The sequence below is a fragment of the Desulfobacula sp. genome, assembly GCF_021107415.1.
The window spans coordinates 21,548-40,227 of the sequence record NZ_JAIOSW010000217.1 but is presented as its reverse complement, the minus strand read 5'-3'; the positions used below and the strand labels follow the sequence as shown (position 1 = coordinate 40,227).

At 39.4% G+C, this 18,680-nt stretch carries 18 protein-coding genes; 9 read left to right on the top strand and 9 right to left on the bottom strand.

The genetic code is table 11. The features are described 5' to 3' along the window. Positions 1–117: 117 nt before the first annotated feature. The 8 genes from K8S13_RS11770 to K8S13_RS11735 all read right to left on the bottom strand — a co-directional run bounded on the left by K8S13_RS11770 (position 118) and on the right by K8S13_RS11735 (position 7,181). Positions 118–1,722 (bottom strand): ATP-binding protein, encoded by a 1,605-nt coding sequence (locus K8S13_RS11770; protein ID WP_291462715.1) that lies wholly within the window; start codon positions 1,720–1,722, stop codon positions 118–120. 424 nt (positions 1,723–2,146) lie between these two features. Then, complete coding sequence (locus K8S13_RS11765) at positions 2,147–2,791, bottom strand: DnaB-like helicase C-terminal domain-containing protein (protein WP_291462713.1); 645 nt, start codon at positions 2,789–2,791, stop codon at positions 2,147–2,149. A gap of 266 nt (positions 2,792–3,057) precedes the next feature. Beyond that, positions 3,058–3,693 (bottom strand): uracil-DNA glycosylase, encoded by a 636-nt coding sequence (locus K8S13_RS11760; RefSeq protein WP_291462711.1) that lies wholly within the window; start codon positions 3,691–3,693, stop codon positions 3,058–3,060. A 151-nt stretch (positions 3,694–3,844) separates the two neighbouring features. Then, positions 3,845–4,618, bottom strand: a complete 774-nt coding sequence (locus tag K8S13_RS11755; RefSeq protein ID WP_291462709.1) for a hypothetical protein — start codon at positions 4,616–4,618, stop codon at positions 3,845–3,847. Positions 4,619–4,978: 360 nt separating this feature from the next. Then, the gene (locus tag K8S13_RS11750; protein WP_291462707.1) at positions 4,979–5,197 is read right to left on the bottom strand and encodes a hypothetical protein; all 219 of its coding nucleotides are present in this window, start codon (positions 5,195–5,197) and stop codon (positions 4,979–4,981) included. After that, a complete protein-coding gene (locus K8S13_RS11745) occupies positions 5,169–5,282 on the bottom strand; it encodes a hypothetical protein (RefSeq protein WP_291462719.1) in 114 nt (37 codons plus the stop codon). Before K8S13_RS11745 ends, K8S13_RS11750 begins: the two co-directional genes overlap by 29 nt. 11 nt (positions 5,283–5,293) lie before the next feature. Further along, on the bottom strand, positions 5,294–6,301 hold the full coding sequence (locus K8S13_RS11740) for a virulence RhuM family protein (RefSeq protein WP_291462705.1): 1,008 nt from the start codon (positions 6,299–6,301) through the stop codon (positions 5,294–5,296). Positions 6,302–6,398: 97 nt separating this feature from the next. Continuing rightward, positions 6,399–7,181, bottom strand: coding sequence for a site-specific integrase (locus K8S13_RS11735; protein ID WP_291462702.1), 783 nt, complete (start codon positions 7,179–7,181; stop codon positions 6,399–6,401). A 322-nt stretch (positions 7,182–7,503) separates the two neighbouring features. Between K8S13_RS11735 and K8S13_RS11730 the strand changes: the two genes are divergently transcribed. The 9 genes from K8S13_RS11730 to K8S13_RS11690 all read left to right on the top strand — a co-directional run bounded on the left by K8S13_RS11730 (position 7,504) and on the right by K8S13_RS11690 (position 17,491). Further along, the gene (locus K8S13_RS11730) at positions 7,504–7,896 is read left to right on the top strand and encodes a hypothetical protein (protein ID WP_291462699.1); all 393 of its coding nucleotides are present in this window, start codon (positions 7,504–7,506) and stop codon (positions 7,894–7,896) included. Positions 7,897–8,037: 141 nt separating this feature from the next. Then, a complete protein-coding gene (locus K8S13_RS11725; RefSeq protein ID WP_291462697.1) occupies positions 8,038–8,766 on the top strand; it encodes a GntR family transcriptional regulator in 729 nt (242 codons plus the stop codon). Between the two features lie 127 nt (positions 8,767–8,893). Next, entirely contained in the window at positions 8,894–10,351 is a 1,458-nt protein-coding gene (locus tag K8S13_RS11720; protein ID WP_291462695.1) for a trimethylamine methyltransferase family protein, read from the top strand. A 49-nt stretch (positions 10,352–10,400) separates the two neighbouring features. Further along, the gene (locus K8S13_RS11715; protein WP_291462693.1) at positions 10,401–11,714 is read left to right on the top strand and encodes an FAD-binding oxidoreductase; all 1,314 of its coding nucleotides are present in this window, start codon (positions 10,401–10,403) and stop codon (positions 11,712–11,714) included. A gap of 117 nt (positions 11,715–11,831) precedes the next feature. Next, positions 11,832–12,824 (top strand): ABC transporter ATP-binding protein, encoded by a 993-nt coding sequence (locus K8S13_RS11710; protein ID WP_291462691.1) that lies wholly within the window; start codon positions 11,832–11,834, stop codon positions 12,822–12,824. Between the two features lie 33 nt (positions 12,825–12,857). Continuing rightward, the gene (locus tag K8S13_RS11705) at positions 12,858–13,829 is read left to right on the top strand and encodes an ABC transporter ATP-binding protein (RefSeq protein ID WP_291462689.1); all 972 of its coding nucleotides are present in this window, start codon (positions 12,858–12,860) and stop codon (positions 13,827–13,829) included. Between the two features lie 49 nt (positions 13,830–13,878). Further along, entirely contained in the window at positions 13,879–14,832 is a 954-nt protein-coding gene (locus K8S13_RS11700; RefSeq protein ID WP_291462686.1) for an ABC transporter permease, read from the top strand. Between the two features lie 33 nt (positions 14,833–14,865). Beyond that, positions 14,866–15,771 carry an ABC transporter permease gene (locus K8S13_RS11695; protein WP_291462684.1) on the top strand — a complete coding sequence of 302 codons (906 nt, stop codon included), beginning with the start codon at positions 14,866–14,868 and terminating at the stop codon, positions 15,769–15,771. 67 nt (positions 15,772–15,838) lie between these two features. Next, positions 15,839–17,491, top strand: a complete 1,653-nt coding sequence (locus tag K8S13_RS11690) for a peptide ABC transporter substrate-binding protein (protein ID WP_291462683.1) — start codon at positions 15,839–15,841, stop codon at positions 17,489–17,491. A gap of 557 nt (positions 17,492–18,048) precedes the next feature. Here the strand turns inward: K8S13_RS11690 and K8S13_RS11685 are convergent. Continuing rightward, the gene (locus K8S13_RS11685) at positions 18,049–18,333 is read right to left on the bottom strand and encodes a hypothetical protein (RefSeq protein ID WP_291462682.1); all 285 of its coding nucleotides are present in this window, start codon (positions 18,331–18,333) and stop codon (positions 18,049–18,051) included. Positions 18,334–18,680: the final 347 nt, after the last annotated feature.

Genomic DNA, 18,680 nt, shown 5'->3' with positions numbered 1-18,680 from the left:
TTGAAAATCTAAATATTTTCTTGTTCAAAAGCCAAAACATATACTTTGCAAATGGGAACAAATTGAATTAATAGATAAAAAATCAGATGGTTGATAAAATCCAACCGTCATTTGCGGTCATAGATTTGACCATTGTGATTTCTCAATAATGAGATGCGCACTTGGGTGCACTTTTTTTACACATGTTTCAATATGGTCAGCATTGATATAGTTTTCAATCTCTCTGCCTTTAGTTACCCAAGTAAAGCCTGGACCTCTATTAAATTCTTTTCGAAGCCTTTTTTTTGTTAAATTTAAATGTTTTTTAGAGGAACTTTTATCACTATCAAAAACAATACATGTATTTCTATTCAATCTTCTCAGTGAAATAAAGTCCTGAATCCCATCATTCAATTCTGGATCATCTGCTGTTAGATGACTGAATAAACGACCACCGTAAAACATTATTGAATAGTGAACCCCTTCAACAATGTTACCGTCTAAAGCTTTAATCCATTTATTTATATAAATACGGTCAGAGGGGCCTTCCACCCATATAATGCTGTTTGCTTGTAGAAGATCTGATGCTTGATAACCAAGATCTTGACACAATAGGGACTTATCTTTAGTCGTTGTTATAGCCTCAACTCTTGTCGTACTTCTATTGTGTTTGACATGAAAAACTTCTGCGCCGTTGGTATTAATCAAATGTGCAGAGTGTGTCGTGAAAAAATATTGATTTGTTGTATTGTTTGCAAGATAATCTAAAAGTCTTTTTTGTAAAAGTGGATGAAGATGTAATTCTGGTTCTTCAACACACAATATTGAATTGTCCATTAAAGTTGCTGCGGTCGCTAATATAATCACTTCATGAATACCGGTTCCTAATGATGTTAAAGGTAGAGTTTTAGAATCCATATGTATGATAATCATATTCCTTTCATATGGGATTTCTATTGTTGCATCATTGTTTTCTAAAACTTTTCTAACAAATTTATTTATTTTATCAAATTTGTTTTTTAATTCTTGTTCGTTAATTGAAGGATTTTGTAATTTTGCAATTCGTTCAATAATACCGACACCACTAAAATCATTTTCTTTTGTTTCTGCATCTCCTACTTTTCTTATGGCAGGTATGAATTCTATTTTGGGGAATTCTTTAGGGATTGTGGCCATCGCTAAACGACTTAATGTGTTAGGAATCCAATGAGTTTCAAGGCCCCCTCCTGTGTGCGCTGTTAGAGATGACCAAATAGAGCTCCATTCACTATTGGTTAAAATAGGAAGGCATCTTTTTATATCAAACAATAAATTAAATAGTTTGTTATTGGCATTCTGTTCATAAATAAACCAAATGGTTCCGGATGCATCTGAAAATTCTTCTGAAGATAGTATTTTTAAAATTAGTTCGTTAGGGAATCTCCGTCCAGCTTGCTTTACTATACTTAATCTATTGATATATTCATCAGATAATTGATCCTGAAATGGAATAGGGAATCCAACCTTTGTTTTTATCTGGTTGTTTGAAATATGATAATCAGTATTTTGAAAATTTAGTCCACCACTGCCATGAGAAATTCCATTACAAATATGACCAAGTTGGTCTTTTAGGAATGAAATTATATTTGATTTTCCAGAATTATTTTGTCCGATAATTAGGTTAATCTTTTTGAGAGGATTTATTTTGACAAATTCGTTTCCAACGCTTCTATATCCAGAAAATCCAAATCCATTCAATAACATTTTGTATCCTCAATTTATGGTAATCATGAATTATCAGCAAGCTGTTAAACAGTGTTTTAATCCAGAATACAAATTAAGTTTTATTAGCCTTTTTCGATAGTTAGATTACCTATATAATTTTTATTGGTTAGTATTCAAGTCAATAAAGGTACCAATATATAAAAAACATAGCAACCATTTTTGGGAAAAGGCCAACCCCTGAAATAATTAAATGTTTAATCGTTTTGCATTTGGAATAGGGACGATATTAATATTTAATTTTAATTGGATTGTGTGCATGTAGTCTGAGCCTGATTTGGATTTAACGTCTTTTATTAATCGTTGCATATGTTTTGATGTCTATCACAGGATATAATTCCTGGACATATTGATATTTTGAAATTAGGCCTGACAAGTAGAAATTCCCGCCAGGCCTAATCAAATCTCATATCCTTATTTTTTCATACTCATATTCATTTTCTGATTCAACGAAAATTAATTGTCGATCCACAACACCGGTAAAGGTATCAGGTAATAAAATAACGTTACTTTCTTCTGTGTTACCGGATATTTTAAAATCAATGGTATTGTCCGTCAAAGCCATGATAGGGATTTTTATTTCCTGGCTAAGTGCTTTTAATTTTAACCACAGACCTTCATCAGGTGCATCTGGAATTAATTCTCCGATATTATCAATGACAATAAAATGAGCGGGATGTCTTTTTATAAAATCAAGCAAATCTATTTTAAAATTTTCAAATGATTTAAAAGTATCATCATTAATAAAAATCTCGGGTTCTTCTGTTTTTACACTATCATTTTCTTTTGACCAGTCTTTTGTTTCCATCAATTTTATGGTGTCACCCAATTCATTTTTTGCTTCTGTCCGAGACGTTTTTTTAGAAAATTCAAACTTTCCAGGGGAATAAATCCGCACAAATTTATCAAGGGCATCCCTGGCGTAATCAGAAATATCAAAGGCAAGATATGTCTTGTTGATTGAGGCATGACAACCAACCAAAGTAAAATCTGTTTTTTCAATACTGTCTAAGGAATCCGTTAATCCACTATAATCTGAAACTGTTTCCATTTTAATTTCTCCTATCAAATGATTAAAAGTGTTGAAGCAATTTTCAACTTTGATAGTAAACTGGTATATGGATATTGGATTTTGAAACCGGAGACAACTTGGGTGAATGTATCTTCAGTTGGATTTAATATGATAGGGCAAAAAGTTTTTATGTACATGTTGAGAGGAATTATAGTAGCAGTCTTTGGCCTTTTTTTAGTCATAGATGCTTACGGCAAAATATATTATCTTGATTTTTAATATTCAATGTATGTGAAAGCTCAATTTTATTGCAAGTATTCTTCAAAGATAGAACGACATCGATTTAAATATTCTTCCTCATTTTTGAAACCATATTTTTTAAGCCAAAAATAAAAACGTGATGGATGAATCATAGCTGCTACATTATAACCATGCAAATTTATGATTCTTTTTTTTATTACAGGGCCTAGTTCTAATTTTTCCTTTTTTCCCATTATCAGTTGATAAACTTCATTTAATGCTGTACGACCTACACAAACAATCAATTTGGGTTGAATTATTTCAATCTCTTTTACTAAATATTCATTGCAATTTTCTTTATGCTGATCCTTGAGGCTTCCACCTGGAAAACATTTTACAGTATTTGTTACATAATAATCTTTGGCCAGATCAAATCCCATTTTTTTCATTTGGTAGCGAAAAAATTTGCCAGATTTTTTATTGGTGAATGGTATTCCACTATAATTTGATCCTTGCCAGGGATCATCTTCAAGCTTTCCCTTGGCCGGAGCTTCCGCAATAAATATTAATTTAGAATTTAACGGTCCATATCCCCATGAAATTTCAGTTCTTTTTTGAACTAAGTCAGAACATTTAGAACATTTTGGTTCAATTATATTTCGTAAATCATTTTTAAAATTTGGATAGGAGATTTCATTCATAATGACTCCATTTTTATTGAGGTAAGCGCTAAATTAATGTTTCCTTTTTTTTGAATCTATTTGCCCTACGAGCTTAATATTTGTCCTATAAAAAAGATCATGTTGAAGAACTTTTTCATCCTTTCTGGATTAATTTATTTAGACCAAGCGATTAGTTATAATAGTTTGGTGGAAGCCTCATATTTGACCACTTAATTTTTATCGATTGGCTATATTTTTCTAATACGGAATGTATAACATCATAATACCACGTTGGGGCAAAAGGGCTCACATAAATCGAATTTATCAATTTTGTAGGCGACACAACCAATGTGTTCCCTATAGTACCTGGTTCAAAAATAGGAAAAAATTTTTTAACTGTCATTAGATCTTTTTGATGGTACAACAAACGAACTTCCTGTTCATGTTTGAAAGCTTTCCTTTTATAGAAAAATGGTTGCCAAATATTTCCAGAAGGAAGGCAATCGCTCAAATAATCAATATATTGGACACACCCCAAATAATAATCATTTTTATCTTTTACTGTGTTATACAGTGTTGCATAAGTTGACTGTAAAGCAACTCCGAAATTATCGCCGCAATATAATTTCCACATAGCCTCTGACTCATCATCGCCCATATGCCAGCAATTTATATACATTATTTTTCGGGCAGCTTTCCGAAACGCAACAAGATTCTTTTCTATGAAATCATTAACCTCGCCAGAATAAATAGCCTCAGAGTAAGAATTAGATTGTATAGGTACGGTACCTTCATATGAGTCATTTAGTTTGTCTACTCTACAAAGGAATAGCTCTTTTTTTTCTAAGAAGGCTATCAGTTTTGGAAGATCTAAATACCTCCAAATTTTAACATTCATTTTTTCTGGATGATATAAGAAAGGACCTTTTTTACCAGTCGAAGTGCTAATTTGGTTTTTATTCATTCGCCCGCCTAAGTTTGATAGGTCTAACTCGAAAAAATATATTATATATAAACCTCTCTAATAGGAATTACAAATAAAAAAGGAATCCTTAAGTGAGTGGCCATTCTTGAAAAATAATATACCCCGAAAAATTTGAAACTCAAAACTAACTTGCATAATCATGATCCGAATTTTTTAACGGAAAACTGTTTTGATTTGTATCGGTATCTTAAAGTTCTCAGACTATCCTCTGTAAGTCCGCACTTTATTCAAAATCATCCAATCACAACATGCAGTATCTGATTTTTTCTCCGGGTAGATATCAAAACTGATGATCAAAATATTTTGTATTGAGTTTTCGATATAATTTGAAACCAAAAATCAATAGTTTCCCGCACTGAAACAAGTGATACTCAATATATTTTGTCTTTTATATATTGAGTTTTTTATTGCACTAAAAACAATTTCAAACCGTTCATCTGTTTGTTGCTTTAATTCTTCAACAGCCTTTTTCAATTCTTCATTTTCTGAAATCATGTGCGCAGTTTGGTAAATGTTCTCATGATCTGAATTAATGACATGAATTGCTTGCTCTATCACTGTTTAAAATTCCTGATAGCATGGCAACACCATGTTCGGTGAAAGCAAAGGGCATTTTTCTGATACCATCCCAACTTGATATCACAATTTGTGATTTCAAGATTTGTCTTCCAATCGCTTAATGTCTTTTTCCAATTCTTTCAGGTTCTGTTCATATTGTGATTTTCTCAGATTCTGGCGATATTTTTCATATTCTAAAACCGATTTTTCAGCAGCCATGGCATGACTGATTTTTCCGGCATGGGTTAATAATTCCTTTCCATTCAACTGGATAATAGCATCCAATCTATTTGTCCAGTCTTTCATATACATAGGGGTCTGCAGTTGAGCCATGGTTTCTGCAAAGGCAAGGTATTGTTCCACCAGCAGCCCTAAAAGTTTTATTTCATCTTCATTCAGGTAGTTTTTTGCAATGCTGACATCTCTTTTTGTGACTGAAACAGCCCCTTTTTTATCAAAAGACTGCATGCCCATGAGCGGTAAAGAGGCGCCAACCCTTCTATATACCAGTTCGGCTGCTGTTTGCTGGCTTATTGCCCACAGTAGTTTGTTTTGAACCACCTTGAAAAAGAGGGTGGTTTTTTCATCTCTGGAATCATAATCAATGCTGGTGGTATAAATATCCTTGATTTTTTGATAAAAAAAACGTTCTGAAAGACGGATTTCTCGAATCCGATCCTGCAGTTCGGTAAAATAATTCATGGAAGATCCACTTTTAAACCGGTCATCATTTAAGGTAAATCCCTTTACGATGTATTCTTTGAGCCTCTGTGTAGCCCAAATGCGAAATTTTGTTGCCACACTGCTTTTTACTCTGTATCCCACTGACAGAACCATATCCAGATTATAATAATCAAGGTGGCGTTTTACCTCCCTTGTACCTTCTTTTTGAACTGTTCGGAATTTCCGAACAGTTGATTCCAGCATCAGCTCTTTTTCATTATAAATGTTTTTGACGTGTTCACTTATTGTTGATTTGGCGACCTGGAACAATTCTGCCATCAATTTCTGGGTCAGCCAAACTGTCTCATCCTGCAATCTTACATCAATTTTTACATCACCATTGAGGCTTTGGTAAATCAGTATATCTGACTTGTTTTTCATAAAATTTATATCTTTCAATTTGGAGGTGTCAGTTTGGCACATCCAGTTTAATTATTTTTTAAGATCACAAATTGTGACCTCCAATTTGTTGCGCCTGCTAAGCTTTTTTTGGAAAAGGAATAATTTTTTCCTTTTCATTATATAGGCGGTTAAAGATTAATGTTGCCTTTTTTAAATTGTCCGTTGCCAGGTGTGCATACCTTTGAACCATCTGAAACGATTTATGCCCCATGAGTTTTTGAAGAGTGTAGAGGTCCATGCCTCCCTGGACCTGCCATGATGCAAATGTATGGCGCAAAGTATGGAAAACGACTTTGTTCCTATCATCGGTAACATCATTATTAAATCCAAGATCCTCAACTACCCTTGGGAATGTTTTTGATAGGTATTTTGTTGGGTTGCCATTGCTGTCAGGAAAAATAAAATCGGTTGTCTTTTTTTGTAAGTTTATTTGCAGCATTTCTTTTACGGTATCGCTCATATAGGCATAACGGGATTCAGTGTTTTTTGTATCAACAACATGAATCATGTCATTCTCAAAATCTATGTTGCGCCACATAAGTTGAAATATTTCCTTTGCCCGCATGCCGGTATGGAGGCTTAGTAGTACCATATCGTGAACCTGCTCACTTTTTTCTTTTATCACTTCAAGCAGCAACTCCGCTTCTGAATTATTCAGAAATCTTATTCGCTGATTGTTTATTTTGGGGAATTTTATTTTTGATACCGGATTTGGCCCGGTGAAGATATCAGTATTGATGGCTCTATTAAAAACTTGTCGAATTGTAGCAAGGACATGTTGGATAGTTTTTGGGCTTTTGCCAGCTTTGCCCATTTTATTTTTTAATTTTTCTAAATCAAAAATAGTTATTTCCTTCATTTTATATACATTTCTTTTTCTATTCTTCCAAATGAATCATATATCACAATTAAACTATTTCATAACGATGAGCTTAAAAAAATATTGAAAAAGTGCATCGGTCTATATACAGATACTTAATTAAAGGCACATATCGTTATTCAAAATTATTCAGCTTGAACAAATTTTAACTTATTCAAGCTGTTAAAGAGAAGTGCTAATTTACTAAATATGAGGCTGACGAAATAGAGGATATATTTTTTTCTGGGATTAATTTATGTAAAAGGAGCTGAAATGTCGGTCAATTGGAAGAAGGGATTTAATTGATGACGTATCAGGTTGGTTGATAGATGAGGATGAAAATTATTCTTATTTTGTAACTGCCCATATTCGATCAAAAACCAAGCATGATGCAGTGAACAAGATGCTGGATGCAATTGATTTGCTGCGTGGTATTTGGAATTTATATATGAATAAGGAATTTACGATACGATTTGGGAATGGAAAAAAGAAGCCAATAAATCAGATTACACTCGGGGCACTACACACATTACATAACAAGAATGGATCTTTAGCAGCCGATGTTTTTTGGTATGAGCCAGATCATTATAAAAATCATTCAAAAGTAGATTTTCCCAAAAACTCAGACCAAATTTTCTTAAACACGAATAATGTGAGGAATAATACCATCACTCCTCGATCCGCTAAGTTAATGACATTAAGTAACCACTATTAGGAAATTGAATCTATATAATTTTTAATCAGGGTGCTGAATCTCCAGTTTGGTGTTGCCATGTTCGCAAAGAAAATGTATTAAATTAGATCTGAAAGAGTTAATGATTCTATCAATAGCGCATTTAATTGGGATGAAGCATATATGCCAAAGTTACAAAAGGCAAAAAATCTTAGCTTAGTCGAGGATGTCACTCGTCAAATAGAGGAGGCGATTCTGGATGGAGAGTATAAACCGGGAGATAAACTGCCCTCCACCCGAAAGTTACAGGAAGTCTTAGGAGCAAGCTTGGGTACTATTCGAGAGAGCCTTGCTATTCTTGAACAAAAAGGCCTTCTATTCGTGCGGAAAGGATCAAAAGGAGGCTTTTTCATCCATGAAATAACGACTCAACCCATGACGAATAGTATAGAAATGCTCATGCGCCATATGGTGCTCTCCCACAGGGAATTATACGAGTTCCGGGCCACTGTCGAGGCGGGTTTAATCCGTTTGGTTGTTCAAAGAGCTTCTGACGAGCAAATTCAAATTTTTAGGGAATATCTGGACAAACTTAAGATTTGTCTGAACCAAGGTCATGTTGGATGGATGAAACTCATAGACATCGAACAGGATCTTCGCAGAGAGTTCTTGCATGTAATCAAAAACCGGACGTATGAAGCGGTCCTCATACCGATCATAAACAATCTTCATGAATACACCCTCCAACATTTGCCCGGAGGCAGTCAGGAGGCACAATCGGCTTATGACTACTGGGAAAAAATTATTCCCGCCGTGGCCGATCGGGACGAAGACAAGGCAGCTGGCCTGATCAAGGAACTTCTTTTTCATTTCATGGATCTTATACAGAACCGCGCAAAAAAGATCGAATAGTATACTTACAGACAAGTTTAAAAAAAATAAAAAGAAAGCAGAATTTTTTTGTTGACATAATTAATTGATAGAACTAATGGTTTAATCATTAAAAGATGGTACCATTATCACAAGGAGGAAAGATAAGATGATCCAGACAAATATCACTTCTAAGGCTAGTCCAAGGTTTCGGATGCTGACCGAAGACCAGGTTGAGAGGATCAAGCGGGCTGCCTTTGAGGTGTTGGAAAAAGTGGGTTTCAAGGTATTGCATGCCGGAGTACGCAAAATGCTCCGGTCAGCCGGGGCAATCGTTCAGGGTGAGTCGGTGAAGGTGCCTGAGTTTATTGTACAGGGCTGCCTGTCCACTGCGCCCAAAGGCTGGATACTTTATGACCGACAGGGCCGGCGGGCGCTGGATGTTTCCGGCCGGAACAGCTATTACGGCACATCAACGGCCAGTCCGAATACCAAAGATGCTCTAACCGGAGAATACCACGAAACCCGGGTTGAAGATTTGGCACGTGCAGCCAAGGTGGCTGATGCGCTTGAGAATATTGACTGGGTCATGCCCATGGGGTCGGCCCAGGACGTCCCGGCCATGGCCGCTGAATTGCACGAATTCTTTGCCACTGTCACTAACACAATCAAACCCATCGTTTTTTTAGCCTACTCTCCCCGTGGAACCGAGTTGATTTATGATATGGCTGCTGAGGTGGCCGGCGGCACGGACAAACTCAGGGAAAAACCTTTTCTGGTCCTCTATCCGGAGACGATTTCACCATTGATCATGCCAAAAGAAGTAGCTGACAGGATTTTAATCGCAGCCGATAGATGTCTGCCTCAAATGATGGGGCCCACTATCCAGCCGGGAGCGACCGGACCCGTGACCATGGCAGGGGCGGTGGCCCAGGGTGTGGCAGAATCAATGTTTTGTATTGTCGTGGCCCAGTTGCGCCGGCAGGGTTGCCCGGTTGGGCTTGGCTGCAACTTCGGCATCCTGGATATGGCCAATGCCTTGATGAGCATAGGCTCTCCGGAAATGAGCCTGGCCTTGTCCGCTCAGGCTGAGGTTATTCAATCCATGGGGCTGCCCACCTGGGGTCTGGCCGGGGCGACGGATGCTAAGTCTCTGGACGCTCAGGCCGGCGCGGAAGCGGCCTATCACATTCTGGCCCAAGGCCTGTCTGGCCTGAACCTGATCCATGATGTGGGATACATGGATATGTCAATGGCCTGTGCAGTGGAACAATTGGTGGTGGGCAACGATATCATCGGCATGACCAAAAGGTTCCTTCAAGGCTTTGAGGTCAGCGACGAACACCTGGCAATGGAGGTTATCAGCCAGGTGGGTCCGGGAGGACATTATCTGCAGCAACATCATACCATGAACCATTTCCGGAATGAGCTCTGGAGATCCAAGGTTTTTACTCGTCAACCTTTTGAAACCTGGAAAGAAGATGGTTCAAAGGATGTGGAGACGCGTACCCGGGAAGAAATCAGACGTATTTTGGAGACCCACAAGACCGAGAGCCTGCCAGGGGGTGTTCTGACTGAATTGGAACGGATCAAAACCAAAGGTGAGAAAGAACTTACCGGCAAATAAGAATTGTCAGGATTGCTTTAATAAAAAATTTAAATAGGAGTTCAAACTCATGTCCAAGAAATACGATGCTATTGTTATCGGGGCAGGAATCATCGGGGCCTGTGTGGGTTTCGAGTTGGCCAAACGGGGCAAGAAGGTTCTCAACGTGGACAAACTGTCCGGGTCAGGCCTGGGCTCCACATCCGGGTCCTGTGCTATCATCCGGCTGCACTACTCCACCCCGGACGGGGTAGCCATGGCACGGGAGGGCTATTACTACTGGCTGGATTGGCTAAAGTATCTGGGCACTGTGGATACAACGGGTATGGTCAAATATATGAATACCGGTTGTCTGGTCATTAAAACCGAAAAAAACAAATACCTGAAAGATGTGATGGCCTCGCTGAAAGCAATGCACGTAGTTTACGAGGAACTGGACACTGACGGAGTTAAAAAACTGTTGCCCATCGCGGATATCCGTCAGTTTGGCCCTCCCACTCTCCCCAGTGATCCGGGCTTTGGCGAGCCAACCGCTAAAACTATTGCCGGGGCCATCTATGTTCCGGAGTCAGGTCTTATCAGCGATCCTAAGCAGTCGGTTCACAATGTACAGGTGGCTGGCGAAAACGCTGGCGGAGAATACCTTTTCAAGGCACAAGTGGAGCAAATCCTCAAAAAGGAGGGCCGCTGTGCCGGGGTCAAGCTGGCCGATGGCACCGAAATAGAGGCACCTATTGTGATCAATGTGGCCGGGCCTCACTCCTATCAATTGAACCAGATGGCCGGAGTAATCGATGGAATGAATATCAAGACCAGGCCTCTCAAACAAGAAGTCTGCCATGTCCCGGCACCTGAAGGATTTGACTACAATAACCTGGGAACAATCATATCCGACGGTGACGTAGGCTGCTATTCACGGCCGGAGATAGGCAATCATGTTCTCATTGGCTCCGAAGATCCGGAATGTGACACCCTGGAATACATAGACGACCCGGACAATTACAACCAGAATTTTACCGAGCAGTGGACAACCCAGGTCATGCGGGTGGCCCAGCGCCTGGAAAACCTGCCCATACCCGGACCCGGAAAAAACCAGGGTTTGGTGGATCTTTACGATGCATCAGATGACTGGATTCCTATCTACGACAAGTCTGATTTACCCGGCTTTTATATGGCTGTCGGCACATCGGGCAACCAGTATAAGAATGCACCCGTGGTGGGGGTGCTCATGGCCGAATTGATCGAGGCCTGCGAAAGGGGACACGACCACGACCGTGATCCGGTAAAGTTCATTATGCATTACACCAAGCGGGAGTGTAATATCGGTTTTTTCAGCCGGTTGCGGGAAATAAATCCTAATTCCAGCTTCTCGGTCATTGGTTAGGGAAAGACTGACGGGTACGACCAAGAATGTTTGTTTTAGTAAACTCATTGAATTTTTATTGACAGAGTTGACTCATTGATTTAATTATTAAAAATAAATTTATATGTTAGTGTGATTATGGCTCCTAAAAACGACATATTACTTTCAGTAAAAGATCTACGAACATACTTTAATGTTAAGGAAGGTCTGGCAAAAGCTGTTGACGGAGTATCCTACAATATCAACCATGGAGAAACATTGGGACTTGTGGGTGAATCCGGATGCGGCAAAACAGTTTCTGCTCTATCCATTTTAAAGCTGCTTGATATACCTCCTGCCAAATTTCATTCAGGTCAAATCCTTTTTAAAGATCAGGATTTGCTGAAGATGTCGGAACCGGAGATAAACTCAATCAGAGGACGGTTAATCTCAATGATCTTCCAGGAGCCCATGACTTCGCTGAATCCTTTACTTTCCATAGGGTTCCAGATAGATGAAGTCATGATCAACCATCTGGGCATAAATGCAAAACAAGCCCGTGACCGGACGATTGATCTCTTGAATATGGTTGGTATTCCTTTACCCAAAAAACGAGCAAAGGAATATCCGCATCAGCTAAGTGGTGGAATGCGGCAAAGAATAATGATAGCTTTGGCTTTAGCCTGTGATCCGGAACTATTAATAGCGGATGAACCTACCACAGCTCTTGACGTAACAATTCAGGCACAGATTCTGGATATCATGCTCAATCTTCAAGACAGATTTAATACAAGTATCCTTTTAATTACCCACGATCTGGGGGTTATAGCAGAGACAGCCCATAGAGTAGCTGTCATGTATGCAGGAAAAATAGTGGAAGAAGCAGATGTAAAAACAATTTTTCAAAACCCTCTTCACCCCTATACCCAAGGGCTTATGAATTCTGTTCCTAACATCAATAAGATTGATTCAACAAACAGGCTGCAGGAAATTCCCGGCATGGTGCCAAACCTGTGCTATCTTCCTTCCGGATGCGCATTTTTTAATCGATGTTCCATCAGAGAAAAAATATGTGAATTAGAAAAGCCAAAACTTTTAAATATCGAAAACAATCATAATGCTCGGTGCTGGATGGTGCAAAACAGTGTGTAATAAGGCATTTTGCCATAAAAATGGAGAATATAAATGAGTGAGAAACTCTTGGAAGTTAAAAGTCTTAAAAAGCTTTTCCCTGTAAAACCCGGTTTCTTTTTCAAATCAAAAGATTATGTACACGCTGTTGACGGAGTCAGTTTAAGCCTGAAACCCGGGCATACTTTAGGCCTAGTTGGTGAAAGCGGCTGCGGAAAAACCACAACGGGAAAGACGATTTTAAAACTTATTGAGCCCACTGACGGTCAAATATTTTTTAAAGGTGAAAATATTACAGGATACACTCGCGGGGAGATGAAAAAAGTCAGACGCCAAATGCAAATGATTTTCCAGGATCCTTTTTCATCACTCAATCCCAGACACACTATTGGATCCATTCTTGCGGCTCCATTAAAAATTCATAGACTGGCTGATGATAAAAATATGGAAGATACAATTTCAGGCCTTTTAAAAAAAGTCGGGTTATCATCTGAAGCCATGCGGCGGTATCCCCACGAATTCAGTGGAGGGCAGCGTCAGCGCATTGGCATTGCCAGGGCACTTGCCCTTTATCCGGAATTGATAATAGCGGATGAACCGGTTTCAGCACTTGATGTATCAATTCAGGCTCAAATAATTAATTTAATGAAAGACCTGCAGGAGGAACTGGGATTAGCCTACATCATTATTGCCCATGACCTGAGTATAATAAGCCACATTTCCGATGAAATTGCCGTCATGTATCTTGGTAAAATAGTAGAAAAAGCATCAAGTGCAGATCTTTATGCCGAGCCCCTTCACCCTTACACCAAGGCGCTTATCTCCGCTGTTCCGGTTCCTGATCCCGAATTTAAAAAAAACCGTATTATACTCAAAGGTGATGTGCCGTCGCCCATCAATCCTCCTTCAGGATGCAGATTTCATCCGCGCTGCCCATTTCGTTTTGAGCCCTGTTATACAAGAGAACCGTTTTTGAAACCTATAGGAAAGGAAAACCGTTTTACAGCATGCCATTTAAAATTTTGAAAATATCCATAACTATAATGATCACTTTTTATACTTTAAGGAGCAGCTTTTGTTCAAATATATAATAAAAAGATTGCTGCAGGCTATCCCTCTTCTCATCGGAGTATCCATAATTGCTTTCTCCATAATGCATCTTGCACCTGGAGGACCCCTTAGTGTTTATACATTAAATCCGTCAATTACTGCCCAGGATATTGATAAAATCAAGGTCATACTGGGTCTTGATCAACCCATTCATATACAATACGTAAAATGGGCAGGGGGTATGTTTACAGGAAACTGGGGAACGACTTTTTTTGGCGGCAGACCTGTATTCGACGTTATTGTAGAAAGAATTCCCGCTACTTTTCTATTAATGGGATCTGCAATGAGCATTTCAATAATTATCGGTATGTGCACGGGTATTCTCGGTGCTTTTAAACGCTATTCAATATTTGATTATCTTGCCACAACAGGCGCCATGGTTGCACTGTCATTTCCCACTTTCTGGTTCGGGTTAATGGCCATATACATATTCAGCCTTAAACTTGGATGGTTCCCGTCCGGCGGCATGTTTACCCTTGGCGGTGATGAGGAGTTCCTTGATCTGTTTCGGCACCTGGTGCTTCCCACTGTTGTGCTTGCCCTTGTACTGGTTGCTCAATGGAGCCGCTATACCCGATCAAGTTTTCTTGAAGTCATTCACCAGGATTACATCCGCACTGCCAGAGCCAAAGGCATAAAAGGATATAAAATATTGTTCAGACATGCTCTTCCCAATGCCGTAGCTCCTCTAATCGCTCTTGCCGGTGTTCAATTGCCGTGGCTTTTCAGTGGAGCTCTGGTTGCGGAAACAATCTTTGGCTGGCCCGGAATGGGCAGACTTTTTGTGGATTCCCTTACGATGAAAGAATACCCTGTTTTAATGGGGATGGTGATGTTTACAGCAATTGCAGTAATTTTTGGGAATCTTATTGCAGATATAATAAACGCTGTTTTAGATCCAAGAATCGCACTGGAGTAGCAATTAGAATGAACAGGAACTAAAGAAAATAATATGGAAACTAACTCATCACAATTATTGCGGCTTAAAACAAATGAATCTGTTGAATTCTATGAAACACAACTTCAGCGTTTGTGGAGGCGTTTTTCAAGCCACAGATTAGCCGTTATAGGTGGATGCATTGTATTAACCCTTTTAATCAGTGCGGTATTTGCAGGCTTTATATCTCCCCATGATCCTTTGGACCTGGACACATCACGCCGTTTTATTGAGCCTTTTACAGATATCCATTTCATTCTCGGAACGGATGAAATGGGACGTGATACCTTTGCAAGGCTGCTCCACGGAGGAAGAATAAGTCTTATCGTCGGCATAGCTGCCATGTTTGCAACTGTTGTTACAGGCTTATTGGTAGGGCTTGTTTCAGGCTATTACGGCGGAAAGATAGACAATATCCTCATGCGTTTTACAGACACTATTTTATGTTTCCCCCAGGTTTTTTTACTTCTGATTCTTGCAGCCTTTATTACCCCCACTGTAATATCAATCGCTCTGATAATAGGGTTTACTTCATGGATGGAGGTGGCCCGCATCATCAGAGCCCAGATTCAATACATTAAAAAACAAGATTTCATTGAAGCAAGTTTTGCTTTAGGCGCTTCAGGTCCACGCATAATGTTTCGAGAACTTTTGCCCAATGCCATGGCCCCGGTTCTTGTATCAGCCACCTTAAATGTAGCCAATGCCGTGCTGATGGAATCTTATATAAGCTTCCTGGGATATGGGATTCAGCCGCCTCTTGCCAGCTGGGGAAATATGTTAACAAATGCCCAGGCTTATTTTGACCTTTCACCGTGGCTGGCGATTTTGCCCGGCATCATGATCACGTTAACCGTTATGAGCTTTAATTTTTTAGGTGATGGTCTAAGAGATGCTTTGGACCCGCGTTTAAGAATGTGAACATAAACCGTCTCGTTCGACTCAAAATCGGACGGACACTCAACAATAACTAAGGAGGATTTAAGTTATGAAGGATTCTAAACCATCCGATTTTACGCGTAGAGAGTTTATGAAGACAACAGGTTATTTAACATTTTCCACTGTAATCGCAGGCAGCGTATTGGGCATAACAAACCCTGCATGGGCTGCCAAGAAAAGTGTTATTGTGGGTATGACCCAGGAGCCTGTCAATTTTAATCCGCTTCTCTATGTGAATTCCGGAACCGAAGAAGTTCCGGAAGCATGTATGTTTGATGCTCTCTGGGATATAAACCATTTGGGAGAATTTATCCCCAATCTGGCAGCTAAAATTCCCACACTTGAAAACGGTGGGATATCTTCAGATGGGAAATTGTGGAAAATAGAGCTTAAAAAGGGGATTAAATGGCATGATGGGGCACCCTTTAATGCAAAGGATGTGGAATTTACATATCAGACCATTATTAATCCCAAGATCGCTATCAGATCCAGATCCGGATTTGATCTTATCTCTGATTTTAAGATAGTTGACGATTACAACGTGGAAATAAGCCTGGCAAAACCGTTTGTCCCCTTTGCATGGGCCTGGCAAAAAATGCACATCGTACCCCACCACATTCTATCCAAGGTACCGGACATCAACACGGCTGCTTTTAACATGAAACCCATCGGCACAGGACCGTATACACTTAAAAAACGTGTGGCAGGCAGTCATATGATATATAAAAGAAATCCTGATTATCATAGAGGCCAGCCGGCCATAGAAACGGTTGTTCATAAATTTATTCCCGACCAGACCGTTGCATACACCCAGTTTAAAACCGGTGAAATAGATGTATTTGGACTGCACGGCGTACCGCCTGAAAGATTTGAAGAGGCAAAAAAACTCCTCAATCGCGATTCTTTGAAAACACCCCAGCCATGGGTTGAATTTATTTATTTTAACTGCGGCAAACCACAGTTCAAAGAAAAGATAGTCCGCCAGGCTCTGTATCTTGCCTGTGACAAGGAAAAATGGATAAATGATGTCCAATATGGACTTCCTCCGAGAACATTATCTTATCTGCACCCCAGCCACTGGGCGTACAACAAAAAGTTAAAGGATCCGGGATATAATTTAAAAAAAGCGGCCCAAATGCTGGATGGAGCAGGCTGGAAAGTCGGTTCAGACGGCATCCGCCAGAAAAACAGTGTAAAACTAAAATTTACCATGTCAACTACTGCCGGTGCAAAAGCAAGGGAACAGGCCCAGGCAATGGTTCAGGCAAACTGGAAAGAAATCGGCGTCGCCATGGAAATTAAAAATATGCCGGCATCGGTTGTCTGGGGCGAGTTCACAACCAAATCTCAATTTGATACGCTTATGGTGGGCTGGGAGCCAACTGTTGGAATGGACCCTGATTATACAGCAAGGTGCCACTCAAAACAGATCCCCGTAAAACATGGAGTAGGTTCCAATTATGTACAATACGAGAATGCTGAACTGGATAAACTCCTGGAAGAGGGTGTGCTGATTTCCGACATGGGAAAACGCAAAAAAGTGTATGACAGAATACAGGAAATCCTTCATGAAGATCTTCCTTTTGCTCCAATTTTTGCGTATGTTTTTATCTATGGAAAAAAATCTAATCTCAAAGGATATGAAGTTAATCCTTATGTTACTGATGTTACATGGAATATTCAGGACTGGAACTGGGGATAATAAGATTCATCCCCCTTGTACTATCTCCCTGTCATTTTTTTAATTGTTGAACAAGCCTTTACATTTATTTGTGAAGGCTTGTTTTTATGGCAGGGATCGGAGAAGTCATGGTCTGTCAGTTAGTGTTAATGTTATCATCTTGGTAATTTAAGACCTTGAGTCAAGAACTAAGCAAGATTTAAAATGCCGGTACAAAAAGAAGAATACCAGATTTTTATGCAATGTGTGTTCCCGCAACTACTATGATACCTGCAGTATCAAAACTTATGTTAAAGATGGAAAGATCCAGTTCATTGAAGGAGCGCGCGAATCAACTTTCACCAGAGGTAGTTACTACTGATCCTATTTGATATTACCCGGAGAAAGGAGATGGAACAGGAGATCAAATATCTTAATTTTTCAAGGGAAAACCGCATTTCCACAGGAGGTCCAAAAGGGGTATCTTCTTTGTTAATATTGAGAATAGCCAATTGGGCGTTTGGATTTCTTCCCAAATTCTTTTTTAAGATTGGCAATCGATTCCCTATCTGAATCAAGTGCATAAATGTTCCCTAGCACTACTGGTTGGTCATGGCATCCACGGCTGCCATGCAGATCGCCACCGATGATTGCGGATCGTCGGCTGAAAATTTCTCGCCATCCTTGAGAAAAATTGCACGCCACTGGGTCTCGTTCTGGCTTTTGGGGCAGAGGTCTTTTAGTTGAAAGAAAAATCCTTTGGTTTCCAAAATTTCGGATAATTCCAGAGCTGCGTTAATGTTATAGACGGCGTGAGTGGGAACTGCCTCGCCGAGGTGTTTTTTAAGTTGTTTTTCCAGTATTTCGGCTATGGATTCGGACATTATGGTCTCCAATTTAATGGTTTTGTGTGGGTATCTTCTTGAATTTTTTTAATACCACATTATCACTGTTTCTCACACGAAAGCAATATAGCCGCAAATCAATTTTCCCGGACAATTTTTTTGCATCGTATGCTAACGTGCTAAAGTTGAAAAAGTTCGGCATTGGCATTAAAACACATGGGCTGGTGTCACTATTACAGGTTGATATGAAAAAATCATTATTGCAAGTATAATCTCTGTGTTTTTCGTATTTTCGTAAATTTTACGTGATTTGACTTTACTGGGAAACGCTGTGAATAATAGTCGCTATGCTACTTTTTGGTAGGCGCTCTGCCCACCTCCGTAAT

What these genes read in the sequence shown, in the direction of transcription:
- K8S13_RS11770 (WP_291462715.1), bottom strand. Translation starts at nt 1,722, where the DNA reads ATGTTATTGAATGGATTTGGATTTTCTGGATATAGAAGCGTTGGAAAC.
- K8S13_RS11765 (WP_291462713.1), bottom strand. Translation starts at nt 2,791, where the DNA reads ATGGAAACAGTTTCAGATTATAGTGGATTAACGGATTCCTTAGACAGT.
- K8S13_RS11760 (WP_291462711.1), bottom strand. Translation starts at nt 3,693, where the DNA reads ATGAATGAAATCTCCTATCCAAATTTTAAAAATGATTTACGAAATATA.
- K8S13_RS11755 (WP_291462709.1), bottom strand. Translation starts at nt 4,618, where the DNA reads ATGAATAAAAACCAAATTAGCACTTCGACTGGTAAAAAAGGTCCTTTC.
- K8S13_RS11740 (WP_291462705.1), bottom strand. Translation starts at nt 6,301, where the DNA reads ATGAAAAACAAGTCAGATATACTGATTTACCAAAGCCTCAATGGTGAT.
- K8S13_RS11735 (WP_291462702.1), bottom strand. Translation starts at nt 7,181, where the DNA reads ATGAAGGAAATAACTATTTTTGATTTAGAAAAATTAAAAAATAAAATG.
- K8S13_RS11725 (WP_291462697.1), top strand. Translation starts at nt 8,038, where the DNA reads ATGCCAAAGTTACAAAAGGCAAAAAATCTTAGCTTAGTCGAGGATGTC.
- K8S13_RS11720 (WP_291462695.1), top strand. Translation starts at nt 8,894, where the DNA reads ATGATCCAGACAAATATCACTTCTAAGGCTAGTCCAAGGTTTCGGATG.
- K8S13_RS11715 (WP_291462693.1), top strand. Translation starts at nt 10,401, where the DNA reads ATGTCCAAGAAATACGATGCTATTGTTATCGGGGCAGGAATCATCGGG.
- K8S13_RS11710 (WP_291462691.1), top strand. Translation starts at nt 11,832, where the DNA reads ATGGCTCCTAAAAACGACATATTACTTTCAGTAAAAGATCTACGAACA.
- K8S13_RS11705 (WP_291462689.1), top strand. Translation starts at nt 12,858, where the DNA reads ATGAGTGAGAAACTCTTGGAAGTTAAAAGTCTTAAAAAGCTTTTCCCT.
- K8S13_RS11695 (WP_291462684.1), top strand. Translation starts at nt 14,866, where the DNA reads ATGGAAACTAACTCATCACAATTATTGCGGCTTAAAACAAATGAATCT.
- K8S13_RS11690 (WP_291462683.1), top strand. Translation starts at nt 15,839, where the DNA reads ATGAAGGATTCTAAACCATCCGATTTTACGCGTAGAGAGTTTATGAAG.
- K8S13_RS11685 (WP_291462682.1), bottom strand. Translation starts at nt 18,333, where the DNA reads ATGTCCGAATCCATAGCCGAAATACTGGAAAAACAACTTAAAAAACAC.